Source organism: Kribbella sp. NPDC004875 (assembly GCF_042873375.1).
Taxonomy (GTDB): Bacteria; Actinomycetota; Actinomycetes; order Propionibacteriales; family Kribbellaceae; genus Kribbella.
Genome location: NZ_JBIALI010000003.1, coordinates 967,775 through 987,358, shown reverse-complemented (window position 1 = coordinate 987,358; position 19,584 = coordinate 967,775). Strand labels below are relative to the sequence as shown.

Below are 19,584 nucleotides of genomic sequence, written 5' to 3'. Positions count from 1 at the left end.
AGCGGCCGGTCGGTGGCTCGGAAATTGACAATTGGGTGTCAGAGTTCATCCCGGTTGGAGTCCGGGACCGCGTGAGTGGCACGATTCACTCCGTGAGTGAGCGCTTCGACTTCACCGGGGACGAACTGGCACCGGCGTACCGCGCAGCGGTGGACGCCATCGAGGCCGGAGACCTGGTCGTGCTGCCGACCGACACCGTCTACGGGATCGCCGCCGACGCCTTCAAGGCCGACGCCGTGCAGCGGCTGCTGGACGCCAAGGGCCGCGGCCGCGACATGCCGCCGCCGGTGCTGATCTCGGTGGTGGAGTCGCTCGACGCGCTCGCCACCGACGTACCGGACAACGGCCGCAAGCTCTGCCAGGAGTTCTGGCCGGGGCCGCTCACGGTGATCTGCCACGCGCAGTCGTCGCTGATGTGGGACCTGGGCGAGACCCAGGGCACCGTCGCGCTCCGGGTGCCGGACCACGAGAACACCCGCGAACTGCTGTCCCGCACCGGGCCGCTCGCGGTCAGCTCCGCGAACAAGTCCGGCCGGCCGGCGGCGCTGGACGTGTACGACGCCGAGGATCAGCTGGCCGAATCGGTCGCCGTGTACCTGGACGGCGGCGCGGTGACCGGGGGAGAGCCGTCGACGATCGTCGACATCACCGGCGACACCCCACGCGTGGTGCGCGTCGGCGCACTCTCCGTCGAACAACTCCGCGCCGTCGTCCCCGAGGTAGCCACCGAGGACGACAAGCCCACGGACACCCAGCCGGCCGCCGAAGCCCAGCCCGCGGACGAAGAGAAGGCGGCGGACGAGACGAAGCCGGTCGACGAAGCCAAGCCCGCGGACGAAGCCAGGCCGGTCGAAGAAGCCGAGCCCGCGGACGAAGCCAAGCCGGTCGAGGAGAAGCCGGACGAGAAGCCAACTGACGAGCCGGTCCAAGCGTCCAAGAAGGACGAGGACAAAACCGACTCCGATGTGAGGCCTGCGGACTAGTGCGCGAGTACCTGCTGGTCCTGTTCGTGGCGATGGCCACGACCTTCCTGCTGACCGGCGTGGCCCGGCAGATCGCGTTGCGGTACGGCGCCGTCGCCAAGGTCCGGGCCCGGGACGTGCACAAGGTACCGATCCCGTACTTCGGCGGCCTGTCGATCCTCGGCGGCCTGATCGCCGGGTACGCGGTCGCCTCCAGCCTGCCGTTCCTCGGCAACAGCCTGCAGGTCGCGCACGACGCCCGGGCGATCCTGGTCGGCGGTGTGGTGATCTGCGCCGTCGGTGTCGTCGACGACCTGTACGAGCTGGACGCGATCACCAAGCTGGCCGGCGAAGTCCTCGCGGTCGGCGTACTCGTTGTCCAAGGCATCCAGTTGTACTGGTTGCCGCTGCCAGGCGGCGTGATCTCGCCGTCGCCTGCGCAGCTCGCGGTGCTGACCGCGGGCATCATGCTGGTGTCCTGCAACGCCGTGAACTTCGTCGACGGCCTGGACGGTCTGGCGGCCGGCGTGACCGCGATCGGCGCGACCGCGTTCTTCATCTACTGCTACCTGCTGAACGTGCACGAGAATCTCGACCGCGCGACCACGTCGACGCTGATCACGGTCGCGCTGGCCGGCGCGTGCCTCGGCTTCCTGCCGCACAACTTCTTCCCTGCCAGGGTTTTCATGGGTGACTCGGGTGCGCTGCTGATCGGTCTGATGCTGGCCGCGTCGACGATCAGCCTGACCGGCCAGATGGACCCGAACGCGGTGCCGTACGAGGTCGGCGGCTCCAGCCTGCTGCCCGCACTGCTGCCGCTGGTGCTCCCGATCGCCATCCTCGCGATCCCCGCGCTGGACCTGACGATGGCGTACATCCGGCGTACCAAGGCCGGCCGGTCGCCGTTCGCGGCCGACAAGCAGCACCTGCACCACCGCCTCATGCAACGCGGCCACTCGCACCGCCGCGCAGTGCTGCTGATGTACCTGTGGACCGGCCTGATCGCGTACGGCGTCGTGATCCTCGGCCTGTGGCTGTACTGGTGGACCGCCCTCATCGTGCTCGCCGTCGCGGTGACCGCGGTGGTGCTCACGACCGGTCTGCCGCGACGTTCCCGGAAACCGCTCGCCAAAGTCTGATCCCCGCTGGGAGGGACCAGACCACCCGCCCGCGTGGCCTACCGATAGGGTGTGCCTGTACAGCGGGAGGGGACTCTCGTTTTGCTGACGGTGCAGACTTTGTGCTAGTTTTCACAAGCACCAGCAAAGAACAGCGACACCCCTGACCCCGCCCACCCGACGATCTGGCCGCGAGACCAGCTCGCCTGCAGGACGGAACCACCAGATGGCTCCTTCGGCCAACAGCCCGAAACCCGCCGGACAAGCGACCAAGCACCCGGCGCTGGCGATGTTGCGCGGCGCTCTGGTCGCCGCGCTGGTGGTCGGGGTGAACGCGACCGCGGTGTCCACGGTCGCCGCCGGTGTGCCCGGTCTGTGGGGCGCGTTGCTCGGCCTGCTGATCGTGATCGTCTTCTCCGGCGTGGGTCTGCTCGCGCTGCACCTGTCCCGCAAGACCAGTCCGACCATGCAGCTCGCCGTCGCGATGGCCAGCTACACGGGCCGGATCGCCGTCTTCGGCGGTCTGCTCGCGGTCGCGCTGAGCTCGGACAGCCTGGCCAGGCACGTGAATCTGACCGTGCTCGGCCTGGTCGCGCTGGTTGTCGTGATGGGCTGGATGGCCGGCGAGATCTGGGCGTGGTCCCGGCTCCGGGTGCCGATCTACGACCTCGACAAGGAGGTGACGGCGTGAGCACCATCGGTAACGATTCGCCTGCTGTGGTGGAGATTACGGGGGTCGATGTGACCGCCGATGTCGTCAACTGGTACGTTTCGATTGCCAATGAGCGAGCATCAGGATCCGAAGCCATCACCCGGAGGGGGCGACGGCTGGCGGGTCCTGTCCTACTTGATCGGCGGTGTCGTGGTGTACGGCGGCATCGGGTTCTTGTTGGATCGCCTCTTCGGCACCCAGTTCCTGGTTCTGGTGGGCATCGTGCTCGGTGCCGGCCTCACCATCTTGCTGTTGCACTTCCGGTACGGGTCGCGGTCCTGACCACAGGTCTGATCCCTACCGGGTCTGACGTTGTTGACCGCCATGCCCTGAGCCGCCCTGCCCTTAGCTACAAGGCGTCCGACTTGAGCACGACGCGAGAGGAGACCCGGTGACCGCCGGCGTTCCGACCGAGTTCATCGCACCCGGTCCACAGAGCTTCAACACTCCGCCGATCATCGACGGAGTGGACTGGTTCACCAAGCCCGTCCTGATCAGCGCGCTGACCGTCGTCGTCATCGTCTGGTTCTACTGGGGTGCGTCCCGCAAGGCCGCGATCGTCCCGACCAAGCTGCAGTTCGCCGGCGAGCTCGGGTACAACTTCGTGCGCAACTCGATCGCGCGCGACGCGATCGGCAGCCAGGAGTACATGAAGTACGTGCCGTACCTGTGCGGCCTCTTCTACTTCATCCTGCTGAACAACGTCGCCGCGACCGTTCCGCTGCTGCAGTTCCCGACCTTCAGCCACATCGGCTGGGCCTACGTGGCCGCGATCATGAGCTGGGTCATCTACAACGCGGTCGGTATCCGCAAGCACGGCGCCTGGGGCTACTTCAAGCACCAGACGATGCCGGCCGGCGTGCCGGTCTGGCTGATGCCGCTGATGATCCCGATCGAGTTCATCTCGAACATCCTGGTGCGCCCGGTCTCGCTGAGCCTGCGGCTGTTCGCCAACATGTTCGCCGGCCACATCCTGCTGCTGGTGTTCGTCCTCGGCGCCGAGTACATGGTGTTCGAGTCCGGCAGCATCGCGCTCGGCGGCGTCGGCGTCCTCACCTTCCTGATGGGCCTCGCGATCGCCGGACTGGAGCTGTTCGTCCAGTGCATCCAGGCCTACATCTTCGTGGTGCTGACCGCGCAGTACATCGGCAGCGCCATCGCCGACGACCACTGATTCGCAGTACCCCCCAACAGACCCGTAGCAACGGAAACCCGGATAGCCCCTATCCGTACCGAAAGGAAACACCGCAAATGAGCAACATCGCTCTCGCAATCACCGGCAACATCGCCGTCCTGGGCTACGGCCTCGCCGCGATCGGCCCGGGCGTCGGCGTTGGTCTGATCTTCGCGGCGGTCATCAACGGCACCGCGCGGCAGCCGGAGGCCCAGAGCAAGCTGCAGTCGATCGCGTGGATCGGCTTCGGTGTCACCGAGGTTCTGGCCATCATCGGTATCGCGCTGGCGTTCGTGTTCAAGGCCGGCGCCTGATCCCCCTTTTCCAGACTGACTGACAGGACACGGACATGATGACGATGGTGCTCCCTCTGGCTGAGGCGGCCGGCGAGGACGTCAACCCGCTGATCCCGCACACCGCCGAGATCATCTTCGGCTTCGTCTTCCTGGTCCTGCTGGCCATCGCCTTCGCCAAGGTCGTCGTACCGAAGTTCGAGAAGGCGTACGCCGATCGGACCGCGGCGATCGAAGGCGGGATGAACGAGGCCAAGCAGGCCCAGGCCGAGGCGAAGGCGGCTTTGGAGAAGTACAACGCGCAGCTGGCCGAGGCCCGGCAGGAAGCTGCGAAGATCCGCGAGGACGCCCGCGAGCAGGGTGCGGCGATCATCGCGGAGATGCGTGAGCGGGCGAACGTCGAGGCCGAGCGGATCGTCACCCACGCGCGGACCCAGATCGACGCGGAGCGCGCCCAGGCGGTCGCTTCGCTGCGGGGCGAGGTCGGCACGATGGCGACCACGCTGGCCGGCCGGATCGTCGGTGAGTCGCTCGAGGACGAGGCCCGGCAGCGCCGGACCGTCGAGCGCTTCCTGGCCGATCTGGAGGCCTCGGAGTCCGCTCGTCAGGCTGTCGGAACGGACGGCTGATGCGCGGCGCGTCGAACGAGTCGTTCGCCCGGGCCGAGCAGGTCCTGGCGAGTGTCAGCCCGGCCGAGACGCTGGGCGGCGAGCTGTTCTCGATCGCCAAGTTGCTGGACGGCAGCGGCGCGCTCCGGCGCGCCCTGACCGACCCGGCCCGGCCGGCGGCGTCCAAGACCGCACTGGCCCAGCAGTTGTTCGGCGGCAAGATCTCCCCCCAGGCGCTGGAGATCCTGTCCGCCGCGGTGGCCGGTCGCTGGGTCAGCGGCCGGGACCTGGGCGACGCGCTGGACCAGTTGAGCGTCGAGGCCGAGGTGGCCTACGCCGACAGCCGGCGCAAGCTGGACGAGGTCGAGGACGAGCTGTTCCGGCTCGACCGGGTGGTCGCCGTCGAGCGGACGCTGGCCGACAAGCTCGGTGACCGGAGCATCCCGGTCGAGCACCGGCAGGAACTGATCCGCGGACTGCTGCAGGGCAAGGCCGACATCAGCACGGTGCGGCTCGCCGAGCAGGCCGTGGACGGCCGGGGCCGCGCGTTCGCGGCGTCGATGCGGGCCTTCCAGGTCGCCACGGCGAACCGGCGGAACGCCAGCATCGCGACGGTGCGGGTGGCCACCGACCTGACCGAGGCGGAGCGCACCCGCCTCGCGACGGCGCTCGGGCGGCAGTACGGCCGGGAGATCCAGCTGAACGTGATCGTCGACGCAAGCGTTGTCGGCGGCGTCCGGGTGGACATCGGCGACGAAGTGATCGACGGAACCATCGCGGCCAGGCTCGACGACGCGCAACGGCGCATCGCGGGCTGAGCGCCCCTTAACGACATAAGCGGCGCTAAGGGTCGGGAAGCCTTTAGAGCCACAACAGGCCAGCAAGGTCAAGGAAGCAGGAAACACAATGGCTGAGCTCACGATCAGGCCGGAGGAGATCCGGGACGCCCTGGATCGGTTCGTCACCGAGTACCAACCGGCCGACACCACCGCCGAAGAGGTCGGCACCGTGGTCGACGCGGGTGACGGGATCGCGCACGTCGAGGGCCTGCCCTCGGCGATGACCAACGAGCTGCTCGAGTTCGAGGACGGCACCCGCGGTATCGCGCTGAACCTCGACGTCCGCGACATCGGTGTCGTCGTCCTCGGTGAGTTCGACGGGATCGAGGAGGGCCAGCAGGTCCGCCGGACCGGACAGGTCCTGTCGGTGCCGGTCGGCGAGGGCTACCTGGGTCGCGTCATCGACCCGATGGGCAAGCCGATCGACGGTCTCGGCGAGATCACCGACCTCGAGGGCGACCGCCCGCTGGAGCTCCAGGCGGCCGGCGTGATGGACCGCCAGGAGGTCCGCGAGCCGCTGCAGACCGGTATCAAGGCCATCGACGGGATGATCCCGGTCGGCCGTGGCCAGCGGCAGCTGATCATCGGCGACCGCAAGACCGGCAAGACCGCGATCGCGATCGACACGATCATCAACCAGAAGGCCAACTGGGAGTCCGGCGACCCGAAGAAGCAGGTCCGCTGCATCTACGTGGCGATCGGCCAGAAGGGTTCCACCATCGCGTCCGTCCGCGGCGCGCTGGAGGAGGCCGGCGCGATGGAGTACACCACCATCGTCGCCTCCCCGGCGTCCGACCCGGCCGGCTTCAAGTACGTCGCGCCGTACACCGGCTCGGCGATCGGCCAGCACTGGATGTACCAGGGCAAGCATGTCCTGATCGTCTTCGACGACCTGAGCAAGCAGGCCGAGGCGTACCGCGCCATGTCGCTGCTGCTGCGCCGCCCGCCGGGCCGTGAGGCCTACCCGGGTGACGTCTTCTACCTGCACAGCCGCCTGCTCGAGCGTTGCGCGAAGCTGTCCGACGAGCTCGGCGCCGGCTCGATGACGGGTCTGCCGGTCATCGAGACCAAGGCGAACGACGTCTCGGCGTTCATCCCGACCAACGTCATCTCGATCACCGACGGCCAGATCTTCCTGCAGTCGGACCTGTTCAACGCCAACATCCGCCCGGCCATCGACGTCGGTATCTCGGTGTCCCGCGTCGGTGGTGCCGCGCAGGTCAAGGGCATGAAGAAGGTCTCCGGCTCACTGAAGCTGGACCTGGCCCAGTTCCGCGCAATGGAGGCGTTCGCGATGTTCGCCTCCGACCTGGACGCCACGTCCCGCCGGCAGCTGGACCGCGGTCAGCGTCTGGTCGAGCTGCTCCGTCAGCCGCAGTACTCGCCGTACCCGGTCGAGGACCAGACGGTCTCGATCTGGGCGGGTACGAACGGCAAGTTCGACGACGTCCCGGTGATCGACGTGCTCCGGTTCGAGCGTGACTTCCTGGACTTCCTGAAGCGCGAGAGCAAGGTGCTCGACGCGATCCGGGAGTCCGGCCAGTTCGGCGACGACGAGGCGGCGGCCGTGACCGAGGCGCTGGACAAGTTCAAGCCGACCTTCCAGACCTCCGACGGCAACCTGCTCGGCACCGAGGCTCCGGCCGAGGCGATGGACGAGTCGGACGTCGACCAGGAGCAGATCGTCAAGCAGAAGCGGGGCTGATCCACCGTGCCAGCCAACCTGCGGGAGCTTCGCGATCGGAAGGCCTCGGTCACGACGATCAAGAAGCTCACCCGCGCGATGGAGCTGATCGCGGCGTCCCGGATCGTCAAGGCGCAGCAACGCGCCCAGGCGGCCGGTCCGTACGCGCGTGAGCTCACCCGTGCGGTGTCGGCGGTGGCGACGTTCTCGAACGTCGACCACCCGCTGACCACCGAGAAGCCGAACCCGAGGCGGGCGGCGGTGCTGCTGATCACCTCCGACCGCGGCCAGGCCGGCGCGTACTCGTCCAACGTGATCCGTGAGGGCGAGCGGCTGAACCAGCTGCTCCGCGAGGACGAGAAGGAGATCGTCCCGTTCCTGAGCGGTCGCAAGGGCGTGGCGTACTACACCTTCCGCCAGCGCGAGGTCGCGCAGTCGTGGACCGGTGACTCCGACAACCCGAGCTTCGCCCGGGCCCGGGAGATCGCCGACGCGCTGATCGAGGCCTTCCTGACCCCGACCGAGGAGGGCGGCGTGGACGAGATCCACATCGTCTTCACCCGGTTCGTGTCGATGCTCACCCAGCGCGCGGACGTCATCCGGCTGCTGCCGCTGGAGGTCGTCGAGGGCGAGGAGGCACCGGCGCCGGACGACGTCCTGCCGCTGTACGAGTTCGAGCCGTCCGCCGAGGACGTGCTGGACGGGCTGCTGCCGAAGTACGTCGCCAGCCGGATCCACTACTGCATGCTGCAGGCGGCAGCCTCCGAGCTGGCCAACCGGCAGCGCGCGATGAAGTCCGCGACCGACAACGCGCAGGACCTGATCGAGAGCCTGACCCGGGACCTGAACCAGGCCCGCCAGGCGCAAATTACCCAGGAAATCAGCGAGATCGTCGGTGGCGCCAGCGCGCTGGCCGACGCGAACGCCGGGAGCGAGTGAGAGAGATGACTGCCACGGTTACCGAGAAGAACAACGAGGCCGGCGCCGCGGGCGTCGGTCGCGTCGCCCGGGTGATCGGCCCGGTCGTCGACGTCGAGTTCGCGGCCGACGCGATGCCCGACATCTACAACGCGCTCGAGGTCGACCTGACCATCGGCGAGCTCACCCAGACGATCACCCTCGAGGTGGCGCTGCACGTCGGCGACAACATCGTCCGGGCGATCTCGATGAAGCCGACCGACGGTCTGGTCCGGGGCGCCGAGGTGCGCGACACCGGCGCCGCGATCTCCGTCCCGGTCGGTGACGTCACCAAGGGCCGGGTCTGGTCCGTGACCGGTAAGTGCCTGAACCAGGACGAGTCCGAGTTCGAGATCACCGAGCGCTGGCCGATCCACCGCAAGGCGCCGGCCTTCGACCAGCTCGAGTCCAAGACCGAGATGCTGGAGACCGGCATCAAGGTCCTCGACCTGCTCACCCCGTACGTGCAGGGTGGGAAGATCGGCCTGTTCGGCGGTGCGGGCGTCGGCAAGACCGTCATGATCCAGGAAATGATCTACCGGATCGCCCACAACTTCGGTGGTACGTCGGTGTTCGCCGGCGTCGGTGAGCGGACCCGTGAGGGCAACGACCTCATCAACGAGATGGAAGAGGCCGGCGTCTTCAAGGACACCGCACTGGTGTTCGGTCAGATGGACGAGCCGCCGGGCACGCGGCTTCGCGTCGCGCTGTCGGCGCTGACGATGGCGGAGTACTTCCGCGACGTCAAGGAGCAGGACGTACTGCTGTTCATCGACAACATCTTCCGGTTCACGCAGGCCGGTTCCGAGGTCTCCACGCTGCTCGGCCGGATGCCGTCGGCCGTTGGTTACCAGCCGAACCTCGCCGACGAGATGGGCGTGCTGCAGGAGCGGATCACGTCGACCCGCGGTCACTCGATCACCTCGATGCAGGCGATCTACGTGCCCGCCGACGACTACACCGACCCGGCGCCGGCGACCACGTTCGCCCACCTCGACGCCACCACGGAGCTCTCGCGTGACATCGCGTCGCGTGGTCTGTACCCGGCCGTCGACCCGCTGACCTCCACGTCGCGGATCCTCGACCCGCAGTACATCGGCCAGGAGCACTACGACGTGGCCGTCCGGGTGAAGCAGATCCTGCAGAAGAACAAGGAACTGCAGGACATCATCGCCATCCTCGGTGTCGACGAGCTCTCCGAAGAGGACAAGATCACCGTCGCGCGGGCGCGCCGGATCGAGCAGTTCCTCTCGCAGAACACCTACATGGCGGAGAAGTTCACCAACATCGCCGGTTCCACGGTGCCGCTGAAGGACACCATCGAGTCCTTCAAGAAGATCACCGAGGGCGAGTGCGACCACATCGCCGAGCAGGCGTTCTTCAACGTCGGATCGCTGGACGACGTCGAGCGCAAGTGGGCCGAGCTGCAGAAGGACAACTGAGATGGCCGACGAGTCTGCCAAGCACCTCGAGGTCGCGCTGGTCGCGGCCGAGCGGACCGTGTGGCAGGGGCAGGCCAAGATCGTGATCGCCCGGACCACGGACGGTGACGTCGGTATCCTGCCCGGCCACGCGCCGCTGCTGGGCCTGTTGCAGGGCGGCACCGTCCAGGTGCGGACCGTCGACGACGAGTACTTCGTCGCGGCCGCGCCGGACGGGTTCGTCTCGGTGGCCAACGACCGGGTCTCGATCCTGGCCGAGAACGCCGAGATGGGTCACGACATCGACCTCGAGGAGGCTCGGCGCGAGCTCGAGCAGGCGATGGCGGCCGGCCTGGCCGACGCCGACGCCGACGAGGTACGACTCGCCGAGGCCCGGGTACGGGCCGCCGAGCAGACGTCCTGACCCGACCTGCCATAATCGAATATCGTCACTGACAGTACGGTTCTCCGGAGGTGCCCGGAGTAGCACCCGAATTGGCACCGGAAATGGGGTCGGCAAGGTATGAGGACAGTCCTCGATGTCGTCGGGGTCTGTCTGGCTGCCGCCGTACTGTTCATCGTGCTCGTCGCGTTCCGCCGTCGCTGGTTGTCCAGGGACGGCGGAACTTTTGATTGCAGCCTGCAGCTCGCCGAGAAGGAGCACGGGCGCGGCTGGGCCCTCGGCCTGGCCCGGTACGTCGGCGACGACCTGCAGTGGTTCCGGGTCTTCAGTCTCGCCTGGTGGCCGAAGCTGACGGTGAACCGCCGCCAGCTCGAGGGCGTCACCACCCGCCGCCCGATGGGCAACGAACCCCTGGTCACGTACGCCGGTCACGTCATCGTCGACGCGAAGCTGCGTGACCGCACGGTCCATTTCGCGATGACCGAAGAGGCGCTCACCGGCGTCCTCGCCTGGATGGAGTCAGCTCCACCCAGCACACAGACCTACCTCTGAGGCGCCCTACCTCTCGAGTGCGGTGAGCAGCATCGGCAGGGAGGCGTGCAGCTCGCGCTGCCAGTAGGCCCACCCGTGCGTGCCCGGCCCGTAGAAGTTCGTCGTCAGGTGCTTCGCGCCGGCCTGTTCCAGCTCGGCCGCGAGCGCGTGGTTCTGCCGGTTGAAGTCGGCTTCCAGCGCGTCCGTCTTCCCGGGCGGGTCGAAGGGGCCGGCGGTGCCGTCGCCACACGAGAGGTAGACGGGTAGCGACTTGAGCCGATGGGCCAGGTAATACGGGTCGTGGGCTTCCCAGATCCCGCGTTGGGCGACCGGATCGCCCCAGACCCGGAGCGGGTCGTTGCCCTGACCGGCGAAGAAGCCCTTGATCCGGTTGATCGACTCGTCGTTGAGCAGCGGATGCGCCGAGCCGGAGTACGCCGCGACCGCGCGGAACATACCGGGATGGCGGGCGGCGTACAGGAGCGCTCCTTGGCCGCCCATCGAGAGCCCGGCGACGACGCGGTTCGAGCTCGCGCCCCAGTCGTGTTCCAGCAGGTGCGCCAGTTCGACGGTGTGGAAGGTCTCCCAGGCCGGGTCGCCGCCGGCGCCGTAGTTCCACCAGTCGCTGTACCAGCCGTTCCAGCCGGCCTCCGGCATGACGACGAGTACCTTGCGGAGGCTCGGGATCGTCGCGATGTCGGTGCCGGACCAGGACGTGTAGTCGCCGCAGCAGCCGTGCAGGAGCCAGAACGTCGGCCAGTGCTGACTGCGGTCCGCGGGGTTCCAGCCGTCCGGTGTCAGCAGACGGACGTTGACGGTGCGGCCGCCGAGGGCCTGGGAGCGCACGGTCAGGTCGGTCAACCGGTTCGCTACCTGCTTGACCGCGACGACTTCAGCGCCGCGTGGTGCGGCCTGGACGACCGCGGGCGGCTGAGCCGCCTGCGCGGGAGCTATGGGGGAGAGGCCGAGGAAGACAGCGGCGACGAGCACAGCTCGGCGGCCGAATCGGGACAAGTGTGCGTTCACGAGCAACCTCCGGGCGGGGGACTGTGCTCACAACGTGTTGCCTGACGACGACCTGAAGTTAAAACCCTGCGTGTTAATTACTCAAGACCGTAGCTGGTGCTGTCGACCGGTGGTGCGGGATGTGCGGCGAGCGGTCGAAAACCGGTGGGCTCCCGGCGGCTCGTGTGCCACGATCGCCCGCATGACGAGTTTCTTCCGACGCGGCTGACTTCCGTCGGCCCGTCGCGTGGCGTTCTGCCCGTGGTCGGCGACGCGGGAGTAGCCCCTTGGTTGCTCCCGGGCGCTCACCGGGAGATTCGTCATGCCTGCGCTCGTTCTCGTGCGAACCGTGTCGGGGTTGGAATGGCTTGCCGCTGAGGAGGTTGTGGCGGCTGGGCATCGGGTGGTCGAGATGTCCAAGCGGCAGTTGATCGTCGAGCCGACCTCGGAGGTGCTGATCGAGCAGCCGCCGCGGGTCGCCGACGACCTGTTCGAGGTGCACGGCCTGGCGCCGGATCCCGGGCGGTCGAAGGCCGGGCTGGTCGATGCTGTCCGCCTGGCGTTGCAGGCGGCCCCGGCTGACCGTGGCGCGTTCGCTGTGAGCGCGTCGTTCGTGGGGGCGCGGACCTTCAATCGGTTCGATGTCGAGGATCGGGTGGGGGAGCGGATCGCGCGGCTGACGGGCGGGCGGTACCACTCGCGCCGGCACGGTGTCGCGCCACCGGACGAGCGGTCCGAGTGGCGGGTCGTCCTGGACGGCAAGACGTTGTGGATCGCGCTGCGCCCGTACGCCGTACCGCTGCATCGGCGGACGTGGCGCCGACGGACAGTGCAGGGAAGTCTGCACCCGCCGGTCGCTGCCGCGATGGCGCGGCTCGCAAGACTTGCCCCTGGGTACGACGTCGTCGATCCGTTCTGTGGTGCCGGGACACTGCTCCTGGAAGCGCACGCACTCGAGTCGCGAGCACGGTACGTCGGCCTGGATCGTGACCCGGCGGCGATCGAAGCAGCTCAGGAGAACGGGTCCACCATCACCTGGCGACGCGGCGATGCGGCATACCTGACGACGCCCGCCGATCGCATCGTGACCAACCCGCCCTGGGACCGCCGCGTGCACATCGGCGACCTGCGCCCGTACATCCGCCGCTGGCACCGGAGCCTTCGCCCCGGCGGCCTGCTGGTCGCGATTCTCGCTGCCCACCAGGTCGGCCAACTGGCCCGTGGCTGGCAGGTCCATGCCCGTCACGAGATCGCGGTCGCCGGGCAGCATCCAGCCATTGTCGTTGCGGGGCCGTCTCGGTCTTGACATGTGTGCGTAACGTTCGTAGGTTCCTGCGCATACGTAAGAGCATCGCTTGAATAGCTCATATTCGAGTGCTCATACGTATGAACGTGCAGCCGCTCTAGTCCTGGGGTGAGAGATATGCGCAGTCGGTGGCGGGTGTTGATGGTGGTCGGTGCGATCCTCGTGGCGGGCTGTTCGGGTCCCGCGGCGCAGCCGGCCGGTGGTGGTGCAGCAGCAGGCGCGTCGATCGTCTACGCCAAGACCGACGGCGGTACGACGTTCGTCCGCAACTACAACGTGATGGGCCCGGCGACGGACAAGGCGCCGAACATGGAGCTCGTCTACGAACCCCTGATGCGTGTCGACTACAGCGACGGCGGCGTGGTGAAGCCGTGGCTCGCGGAGAGCTGGGTGTTCGGCGAGCAGGGCAAGCTGCTGACGATCAAGCTCCGCAGCGACGTCACCTGGTCGGACGGTCAGAAGTTCACCGCGGACGATGTCGCGTACTCGCTCGGTCTCCCGATCGAGAAGCCGGACTTCAGCATCGCCGGGATCACCTACAAGTCGGTGGCGAAGACCGGCGAGCACACGATCCAGGTGCGGTTCGCGGAGCCGTCGTACGCGACCCTCAACCAGTTCGCGAACATCCTGCTGCCGATGGTCCCGAAGCACATCTGGGCCGGCCAGAACCTGAACACCTGGACCAACCCGGACCCGGTCGGCACCGGGCCGTTCACGCTGAAGGAGTTCAAGCCGCAGCAGATCACGCTGCAGGCGCGCACCGACTACTGGGGCGGCAAGCTCCCGATGAGCACGTACAAGATCATCCCGACCAGCGCGGACGCGCTGAAAGCCCAGTTGCTGAAGGGCGATATCGACTGGGCCTCCGCGAGCTGGCCGAACGGCGAGAAGGAGTACGTCGCCAAGGACCCGGACAAGCACCTGTACCAGCTCTACTCCAACGGCGGCGCGATGTCGGTGCTCTTCAACACCGGCAAGGCCCCCTTCAATGACGAGCACGTACGGCGTGCGCTCGCCCTCACCATCGATCGCACAGCGGTCGTCACCACGCTGCAGCGGCCGGGTACCGAGGCGGGACCGACCGGACTCTCCGAGCAACTGTTCGCCGACTGGCTCGACCCGGCGTACAAGGGCAAGGTCCAGAAGGTCGACGCGGACGCGGCGAAGGCGGAGCTCGCCAAGGGTGGCTGGGCGGTCGACAACGGCGCCCTGGTGAAGGACGGCAAGCGGTACCAGCCGAGCATCCTGTTCAACTCCGACTGGGGCTGGGGCAACTACGCCGACATCCTGATCAACACCTGGAAGCAGAATCTCGGCCTGCAGGTGAAGAGCGCCGGCCAGCCGAGCGCCGGGTACTACGACAAGCAGAACCTCGGCCAGTTCGACCTGGTCGCCGCGTCCACCGGCGGCTCCGGGGTGTACGGCGTCTATCGCTTCCTGAGCAGCCAGTACCTGACGCCGATCGGCAAGTCGGCCACCCTGAACCAGGGCCGCTGGAACGACCCGCAGACCGACGCGATCATCGCCGCGATGCAGCGCACCGACGACGTCGAGCAGTTGAAGACGCTCGGCCGGCAACTGCAGAAGATCGTCGTGGACAAGGTCCCGTTCAGCCCGATTTACAACAACTTCTACTTCGTCGACATCAACGCGACCCGCTGGACCGGCTGGCCGGCGCCGGACAACTTCGAGCACATCCCGTTCGTCGGCATGGGACCGGACACGATCCTGACGCTGCTGAAGCTTCAGCGCCGGGGGAACTGACGATGCGGTGGGCGTTCCTGGCCCGGCGGCTGGGGTTCTACCTGGCTGCCGCGGCCGCCGCGATCGGGCTGAACTTCCTGCTGCCGCGGCTGATGCCCGGCGACCCGTCGTCCGCGATCGTCGAGGAGCTGGAGCGGGTCAGCGGCCAGCAGGTGCCGGCCGAGACACTGATGTCGATCCGCGCGATCTTCGGCAACCCGCACGCCAACCTGGCCCAGCAGTTCGCCGACTATCTCCGGCAGTTGTCCCACGGCGACCTCGGGGTCTCGGTGGTCAACTTCCCGGTCCCGGTCGCCGACCTGGTCTGGCAGGCCTTGCCGTGGACCCTCCTGCTGGTCGGTACGACAACCGTCACCGCCTTCGCGATCGGCACCCTGCTCGGCGTGGTCGCCGGCTGGCGGGCGGGCAGTCGCCTGGATGCGATCCTGACCCCGTTCACCACGTTCCTGAGCAGCGTCCCGTACTTCTGGGTCGCGCTCCTCGCGCTCTGGGTGTTCGGCTTCGTCCTCGGCTGGACCCCGTTGTCCGGCGGGTACGACGCCGACCTCCCGCAGGGCTTCAGTCTCGCGTACGCCGTCAGCGTGCTGCACCACGGTGTGTTGCCCGCAGCAACCATCGTGTTCTCGGCCTTCGGCGGCTGGCTGCTCGGGATGCGGAACATGACCGTCACCACCGTCCGCGAGGACTACGTGCTGCTCGCGCAGGCCAAGGGCCTCTCGCCGCGGCGGGTGATGTTCCGGTACGCCGCGCGAAACGCGATGCTGCCGAGTTTCACCGGGTTCGCGATGGCACTCGGTGGTGTCGTCGGTGGCGCGCTGCTCACCGAGATCGTCTTCAGCTACCCCGGCATCGGGTACCTGCTGTACGAGTCCCTGCAGAAACGCGACTACCCGATGATGCAGGGCGTCTTCCTGCTGATCACGCTCGCGGTCCTGCTGGCGAATCTGGTCGCGGACCTCGCGTACGTGCTGCTCGATCCGCGGATCCGGGCGAGGGGATGATCATGCTCAGGAGCTGGAAAGTCCGCATCGGCCTCTCGATCCTGACGTTCTTCGTGCTGCTCGCCGGCTTCGGCCCGATGATCGGCGGCGACCCGCGCGCGAACGACATCAGCGCGATCTCACAACCGCCGAGCGCGCACCACCTGTTCGGCACGACCCAGTTCGGGCAGGACGTGCTCGCGCAGACCATCGCCGGTGCCCGCGGTTCGATGCTGGTCGGCCTGCTGGCCGCCGCGATCGGCACGCTGATCGCGATCCTGGTCGGCGTCCCGGCCGGGTACTTCGGTGGCGCGGTCGACAACGGCCTGAACTTCCTCACCAACCTGTTCCTGGTGATGCCGGTCCTCCCGCTGATCCTGATCGTCGCGGGCTACGTGCAGGGCACCGGTCCGCTCGTGATCGCGCTGATCATCGGCCTGTTCGGCTGGTCGGGCGGGGCACGCACGCTCCGGGCCCAGTCGCTCAGCCTGAGCAGCCGGGACTTCGTGCTCGCGATGCGGATGGTCGGCGAGCCGCACCGCCGGCTGATCTTCTGTGAGGTGCTGCCGCACCTCACCGGCTGGATCTCGGCGATGTTCCTGCACGGCATGATCGGCGGCGTGATGGCGGAGGCCGGGCTGGCCTTCCTCGGTATCACCGACTCCGCGTCGATCAGTTGGGGCACGATGATCCAGGCGGCGCAGCAGCAGAGCGCCGTACTGCGTGGCCTGTGGTGGTGGTTCGTGCCGCCGGGGCTGTGTATCGCGCTGATCGGTACGGCGGCGACGCTGGTCAACTTCGGCGTCGACGAGTTGTCGAACCCGAAGCTGCGGATGGCGCGGCGTTCCGTCGTGGTCAAGGCCCGGAAGGTGGTCGAGGCATGAGCGACGTACTGGTGGTGGACGGGTTGACGGTCGACTATGTGACCGGGGATCGGCCGGTGCGGGCCTGTGACGACGTGACGTTCGAGCTGCGCCGCGGCGAGATCCTCGGCGTGGCGGGGGAGTCGGGGTCGGGGAAGTCGACGCTGATCACCGCGCTCACCCGGCTGCAGCGGCCGCCGGCGGTCACCACCGCCGGCCGGATCGAGTTCCACGGCACCGACCTCGTGGCGCTCGGCCCGGACGACCTCCGCAAACTCCGCTGGACGTCGCTGGCGATCGTCCTGCAGAGCGCGATGGATGCGCTCAACCCGGTGATGCGGCTCGGAGCGCAGTTCGTGGACGTTCTCCGCGAGCACGACAGGAAGCTGGGCAGAGCCGACGCGTGGACCCGGGCGGCCGAGCTGCTCGGCATGGTCGGTATCTCGGCCGACCGCGTCCGCGCGTACCCGCACGAACTCTCCGGCGGTATGCGTCAGCGCGCCGGCATCGCGCTCGCGCTGGCCTGCGGGCCCGAGCTCGTGGTGATGGACGAGCCGACGACCGCGGTCGACGTGGTGATGCAACGCCAGATCCTCGCCCAGGTACTGCGCCTGCGCCGTGAGCTCGGTTTCGCGGTCGTGTTCGTCACGCACGACCTCTCGCTGCTCCTCGAAGTCGCCGACCGGATCGCGATCATGTACGGCGGCCGCATCGTCGAGATCGGCACCGCGGAGTCGCTCTACACCAAGCCCCGCCACCCCTACACCCGCGGCTTGCGCGACTCGTTCCCACCGCTGCGCTCCCCACTGCGGAAACTCACCGGGATCCCCGGCAGCCCGCCGGACCTCCGCAACCCGCCGCCCGGCTGCCCGTTCCACCCGCGCTGCGCGGACCGCTTCGACGGTTGTGACGAGCAACGACCGGAGCTCTTGACCATAGAGGATCATGCCGTCGCATGCCGGCTGTACCCGTCGGGAGATGATCGAGCATGAGCCAACCCGTTCTCGAGGCCCGGGCGGTCTCGAAGCATTTCACGGCCGGGCGGTCGACGGTGCGCGCGGTCGAGGACGCGACGCTGGCGTTGCAGCCGGGGCGGATCGTGGCGCTGGTGGGCGAGAGCGGCAGTGGGAAGACCACGCTGGCGCGGCTGCTCGCGCGGTTCTATCCGCCGACGTCGGGGGAGATCCGGTTGCACGGCGACGTCGTGAAGGGCAAGCCGCGGGCGTACTACAGCGACGTTCAGCTGATCTTCCAGGACCCGTTCGGGTCGCTGAACCCGTTGCACCGGGTGCGGTACAACCTGGAGCGGGCGGTCAGGCTGCATCACGCCGTACGGTCCAAGGACGAGCTGGAGCGGCGGGTGGTCGAGCTGCTGGAGCGGGTGAGTCTGACGCCGACCGAGCAGTTCATCGATAAGTTCCCGCACGAGTTGTCCGGCGGGCAACGGCAGCGGGTGGTGATCGCGCGGGCGCTGGCGGTCGAGCCGAAGGTGCTGCTCGGGGACGAGCCGATCTCGATGCTGGACGTGTCGATCCGGCTGGAGATGCTGAACCTGCTGGACCGGCTGCGGACCGAGGACGGTCTGGCGCTGCTGTACATCACGCACGACATCGCGAGCGCGCGCTACCTGTGCGACGACATCGTCGTGATGTACGCCGGTCAGATGGTCGAAGGCGGTCCCAAGGAGGACGTGATCGCCGACCCGTTGCACCCGTACACGCAGCTGCTCATCGACTCGTCACCGGATCCCGAGCGCCGCGACCGCGACGGCCTCTTCGACGCGGAGGATCTCGGCGAGCCGCCGAGCCTGATCGACCCGCCGGCGGGCTGCCGGTTCCATCCGCGGTGCCCGTTCGCGATGGACGTCTGCCGCACCGACGCACCGCCCCGGACCGAACTACCCAACGGGCGCTGGACCCATTGCTGGTTGCAGGAGAAGAAATGAAAGCACCACGACAGTCCGACGTCGCCCGGCTCGCGGGCGTCTCCCAGTCCGCGGTCTCCCGGGTGGTGAGCGGGGACGTGGACCGGATCCCGGTCGAGACCCGGGACCGCATCCTGGCGGCGGTGAAGGAGCTCGGGTACGTCCCGAACGCGGCCGCGCGGAACCTGCGCAACAAGCGCAACCGGCTGCTCGGCGTCCATACCTTCGAGGCCGTGTTCCCGCATGCCCGCGAGGACTTCTACTTCGAGTTCCTGCTCGGGATCGAGGAGCGGGCCGAGGAGATCGGGTACGACCTGGTCCTGTTCACGTCGACAGGGACCAGTGATGGCCGGCGGCGGATCTACCGCGACGGCACCAACCGGCTGAACCTCGCCGACGGGACCGTGCTGCTCGGTGCCGCGACCGATCGCGAGGAGCTGGCCCGGTTGTGGCACGACGGGTACCTGTTCGTCCACATCGGCCGCCGCGAGGTGCCCGGCGCCGAGGTGCCCTGCATCGTGCCGGATTACCACAGCGCCGCCGGCCGGCTGGTCGAGTCGCTGGCGGACCGCGGCCACCGGAACCTCGCCTACCTACGCTCCGGCATCGAGCAGGAGGCGTACGCCGATCGCCGCGCCGGGTACCGCGACGCCGTGGAGCGCCTTGGCCTGCAGGACAGGTCGCCCGGGTTCCACGGCGTGCCGGATCTGTCCGAGGAGTGGCTGGACGAGCTCGTGAGCGGACCTGAGACCGCGGTCGTCGCGGAGAGCGTCGGCCTCGCGGAGGACCTGCGGACCCGGCTCGCCGCGCGCGGGCTGAGCATCCCCGAGGACCTGTCCGTCGCCGTGCTGGAAGGCTCCGGCGACGAGCCCGGTCACCGCTGGGACTGCCTGGTGATCCCGCGTCAGGAGATCGGCCGGATCGCGATCGACGCCCTGGTGGCGCGGGTCGAGAACCCGGATGCGGAGCCGGTCAGCCAACTGGTGGCCTGCGATCTGGTGGCGGGCGAAACCGTCGCCGCGCCCAGACTTAAGGAGTAA

At 68.2% G+C, this 19,584-nt stretch carries 21 protein-coding genes; 20 read left to right on the top strand and 1 reads right to left on the bottom strand.

The features are described 5' to 3' along the window. Window positions 1–92: 92 nt before the first annotated feature. The 13 genes from ACFYRH_RS21780 (at window position 93) to ACFYRH_RS21720 (ending at window position 10,723) form a co-directional block, all read left to right on the top strand. Complete coding sequence (locus ACFYRH_RS21780) at window positions 93–983, top strand: L-threonylcarbamoyladenylate synthase (protein ID WP_387777943.1); 891 nt, start codon at window positions 93–95, stop codon at window positions 981–983. Next, window positions 983–2,101: a glycosyltransferase family 4 protein gene (locus ACFYRH_RS21775; RefSeq protein ID WP_387777940.1), complete on the top strand. Its 1,119-nt coding sequence runs from the start codon at window positions 983–985 to the stop codon at window positions 2,099–2,101. Before ACFYRH_RS21780 ends, ACFYRH_RS21775 begins: the two co-directional genes overlap by 1 nt. Before the next feature lie 205 nt (window positions 2,102–2,306). Continuing rightward, window positions 2,307–2,771 carry a hypothetical protein gene (locus ACFYRH_RS21770; RefSeq protein WP_387777937.1) on the top strand — a complete coding sequence of 155 codons (465 nt, stop codon included), beginning with the start codon at window positions 2,307–2,309 and terminating at the stop codon, window positions 2,769–2,771. A 90-nt stretch (window positions 2,772–2,861) separates the two neighbouring features. After that, entirely contained in the window at window positions 2,862–3,074 is a 213-nt protein-coding gene (locus tag ACFYRH_RS21765) for a hypothetical protein (protein ID WP_387777934.1), read from the top strand. Window positions 3,075–3,183: 109 nt separating this feature from the next. Continuing rightward, window positions 3,184–3,966: a F0F1 ATP synthase subunit A gene (gene atpB, locus ACFYRH_RS21760; RefSeq protein WP_387777931.1), complete on the top strand. Its 783-nt coding sequence runs from the start codon at window positions 3,184–3,186 to the stop codon at window positions 3,964–3,966. A gap of 77 nt (window positions 3,967–4,043) precedes the next feature. Next, window positions 4,044–4,280, top strand: a complete 237-nt coding sequence (gene atpE / locus ACFYRH_RS21755) for an ATP synthase F0 subunit C (protein ID WP_359929978.1) — start codon at window positions 4,044–4,046, stop codon at window positions 4,278–4,280. A 35-nt stretch (window positions 4,281–4,315) separates the two neighbouring features. Continuing rightward, a complete protein-coding gene (locus ACFYRH_RS21750) occupies window positions 4,316–4,888 on the top strand; it encodes a F0F1 ATP synthase subunit B (RefSeq protein WP_387777927.1) in 573 nt (190 codons plus the stop codon). Next, on the top strand, window positions 4,888–5,685 hold the full coding sequence (locus ACFYRH_RS21745) for a F0F1 ATP synthase subunit delta (RefSeq protein ID WP_387777924.1): 798 nt from the start codon (window positions 4,888–4,890) through the stop codon (window positions 5,683–5,685). Before ACFYRH_RS21750 ends, ACFYRH_RS21745 begins: the two co-directional genes overlap by 1 nt. Window positions 5,686–5,773: 88 nt before the next feature. Then, a complete protein-coding gene (atpA, locus tag ACFYRH_RS21740; protein ID WP_387777921.1) occupies window positions 5,774–7,411 on the top strand; it encodes a F0F1 ATP synthase subunit alpha in 1,638 nt (545 codons plus the stop codon). Window positions 7,412–7,417: 6 nt separating this feature from the next. Continuing rightward, the gene (locus ACFYRH_RS21735) at window positions 7,418–8,329 is read left to right on the top strand and encodes a F0F1 ATP synthase subunit gamma (protein ID WP_387777918.1); all 912 of its coding nucleotides are present in this window, start codon (window positions 7,418–7,420) and stop codon (window positions 8,327–8,329) included. Between the two features lie 5 nt (window positions 8,330–8,334). Beyond that, entirely contained in the window at window positions 8,335–9,789 is a 1,455-nt protein-coding gene (gene atpD, locus ACFYRH_RS21730) for a F0F1 ATP synthase subunit beta (RefSeq protein WP_387777915.1), read from the top strand. 1 nt (window position 9,790) lies between these two features. Next, window positions 9,791–10,192, top strand: coding sequence for a F0F1 ATP synthase subunit epsilon (locus ACFYRH_RS21725; protein ID WP_387777912.1), 402 nt, complete (start codon window positions 9,791–9,793; stop codon window positions 10,190–10,192). A gap of 99 nt (window positions 10,193–10,291) precedes the next feature. After that, a complete protein-coding gene (locus ACFYRH_RS21720) occupies window positions 10,292–10,723 on the top strand; it encodes a DUF2550 domain-containing protein (protein ID WP_387777909.1) in 432 nt (143 codons plus the stop codon). 6 nt (window positions 10,724–10,729) lie between these two features. Here ACFYRH_RS21720 and ACFYRH_RS21715 read toward each other — a convergent pair whose 3' ends face one another. Continuing rightward, window positions 10,730–11,728, bottom strand: a complete 999-nt coding sequence (locus ACFYRH_RS21715; protein WP_387777906.1) for an alpha/beta hydrolase — start codon at window positions 11,726–11,728, stop codon at window positions 10,730–10,732. 301 nt (window positions 11,729–12,029) lie between these two features. On the opposite strand from ACFYRH_RS21715, the gene ACFYRH_RS21710 reads away from it, so the two are divergent. The 7 genes from ACFYRH_RS21710 (at window position 12,030) to ACFYRH_RS21680 (ending at window position 19,584) form a co-directional block, all read left to right on the top strand. Then, window positions 12,030–13,013: a methyltransferase domain-containing protein gene (locus ACFYRH_RS21710; RefSeq protein WP_387777903.1), complete on the top strand. Its 984-nt coding sequence runs from the start codon at window positions 12,030–12,032 to the stop codon at window positions 13,011–13,013. 117 nt (window positions 13,014–13,130) lie between these two features. Further along, window positions 13,131–14,777, top strand: a complete 1,647-nt coding sequence (locus tag ACFYRH_RS21705) for an ABC transporter substrate-binding protein (protein WP_387777900.1) — start codon at window positions 13,131–13,133, stop codon at window positions 14,775–14,777. 2 nt (window positions 14,778–14,779) lie between these two features. Then, window positions 14,780–15,778, top strand: coding sequence for an ABC transporter permease (locus tag ACFYRH_RS21700; protein WP_387777897.1), 999 nt, complete (start codon window positions 14,780–14,782; stop codon window positions 15,776–15,778). 2 nt (window positions 15,779–15,780) lie between these two features. Further along, window positions 15,781–16,641, top strand: a complete 861-nt coding sequence (locus ACFYRH_RS21695; RefSeq protein ID WP_387777894.1) for an ABC transporter permease — start codon at window positions 15,781–15,783, stop codon at window positions 16,639–16,641. Next, a complete protein-coding gene (locus ACFYRH_RS21690) occupies window positions 16,638–17,612 on the top strand; it encodes an ABC transporter ATP-binding protein (protein ID WP_387777891.1) in 975 nt (324 codons plus the stop codon). Before ACFYRH_RS21695 ends, ACFYRH_RS21690 begins: the two co-directional genes overlap by 4 nt. Further along, the gene (locus ACFYRH_RS21685; protein ID WP_387777888.1) at window positions 17,609–18,565 is read left to right on the top strand and encodes an ABC transporter ATP-binding protein; all 957 of its coding nucleotides are present in this window, start codon (window positions 17,609–17,611) and stop codon (window positions 18,563–18,565) included. The genes ACFYRH_RS21690 and ACFYRH_RS21685 overlap by 4 nt, the downstream gene beginning before the upstream one ends. Next, entirely contained in the window at window positions 18,562–19,584 is a 1,023-nt protein-coding gene (locus tag ACFYRH_RS21680) for a LacI family DNA-binding transcriptional regulator (RefSeq protein WP_387777885.1), read from the top strand. Before ACFYRH_RS21685 ends, ACFYRH_RS21680 begins: the two co-directional genes overlap by 4 nt.

Bases quoted from the DNA above. Each gene is read 5' to 3' on its own strand.
- ACFYRH_RS21690 (WP_387777891.1), top strand. From the start codon at position 16,638: ATGAGCGACGTACTGGTGGTGGACGGGTTGACGGTCGACTATGTGACC.
- ACFYRH_RS21710 (WP_387777903.1), top strand. From the start codon at position 12,030: ATGCCTGCGCTCGTTCTCGTGCGAACCGTGTCGGGGTTGGAATGGCTT.
- ACFYRH_RS21695 (WP_387777894.1), top strand. From the start codon at position 15,781: ATGCTCAGGAGCTGGAAAGTCCGCATCGGCCTCTCGATCCTGACGTTC.
- ACFYRH_RS21705 (WP_387777900.1), top strand. From the start codon at position 13,131: ATGCGCAGTCGGTGGCGGGTGTTGATGGTGGTCGGTGCGATCCTCGTG.
- ACFYRH_RS21685 (WP_387777888.1), top strand. From the start codon at position 17,609: ATGAGCCAACCCGTTCTCGAGGCCCGGGCGGTCTCGAAGCATTTCACG.
- ACFYRH_RS21680 (WP_387777885.1), top strand. From the start codon at position 18,562: ATGAAAGCACCACGACAGTCCGACGTCGCCCGGCTCGCGGGCGTCTCC.
- ACFYRH_RS21720 (WP_387777909.1), top strand. From the start codon at position 10,292: ATGAGGACAGTCCTCGATGTCGTCGGGGTCTGTCTGGCTGCCGCCGTA.
- atpD (WP_387777915.1), top strand. From the start codon at position 8,335: ATGACTGCCACGGTTACCGAGAAGAACAACGAGGCCGGCGCCGCGGGC.
- ACFYRH_RS21765 (WP_387777934.1), top strand. From the start codon at position 2,862: ATGAGCGAGCATCAGGATCCGAAGCCATCACCCGGAGGGGGCGACGGC.
- ACFYRH_RS21725 (WP_387777912.1), top strand. From the start codon at position 9,791: ATGGCCGACGAGTCTGCCAAGCACCTCGAGGTCGCGCTGGTCGCGGCC.
- ACFYRH_RS21745 (WP_387777924.1), top strand. From the start codon at position 4,888: ATGCGCGGCGCGTCGAACGAGTCGTTCGCCCGGGCCGAGCAGGTCCTG.
- atpE (WP_359929978.1), top strand. From the start codon at position 4,044: ATGAGCAACATCGCTCTCGCAATCACCGGCAACATCGCCGTCCTGGGC.
- ACFYRH_RS21700 (WP_387777897.1), top strand. From the start codon at position 14,780: ATGCGGTGGGCGTTCCTGGCCCGGCGGCTGGGGTTCTACCTGGCTGCC.
- atpA (WP_387777921.1), top strand. From the start codon at position 5,774: ATGGCTGAGCTCACGATCAGGCCGGAGGAGATCCGGGACGCCCTGGAT.
- ACFYRH_RS21770 (WP_387777937.1), top strand. From the start codon at position 2,307: ATGGCTCCTTCGGCCAACAGCCCGAAACCCGCCGGACAAGCGACCAAG.
- ACFYRH_RS21750 (WP_387777927.1), top strand. From the start codon at position 4,316: ATGATGACGATGGTGCTCCCTCTGGCTGAGGCGGCCGGCGAGGACGTC.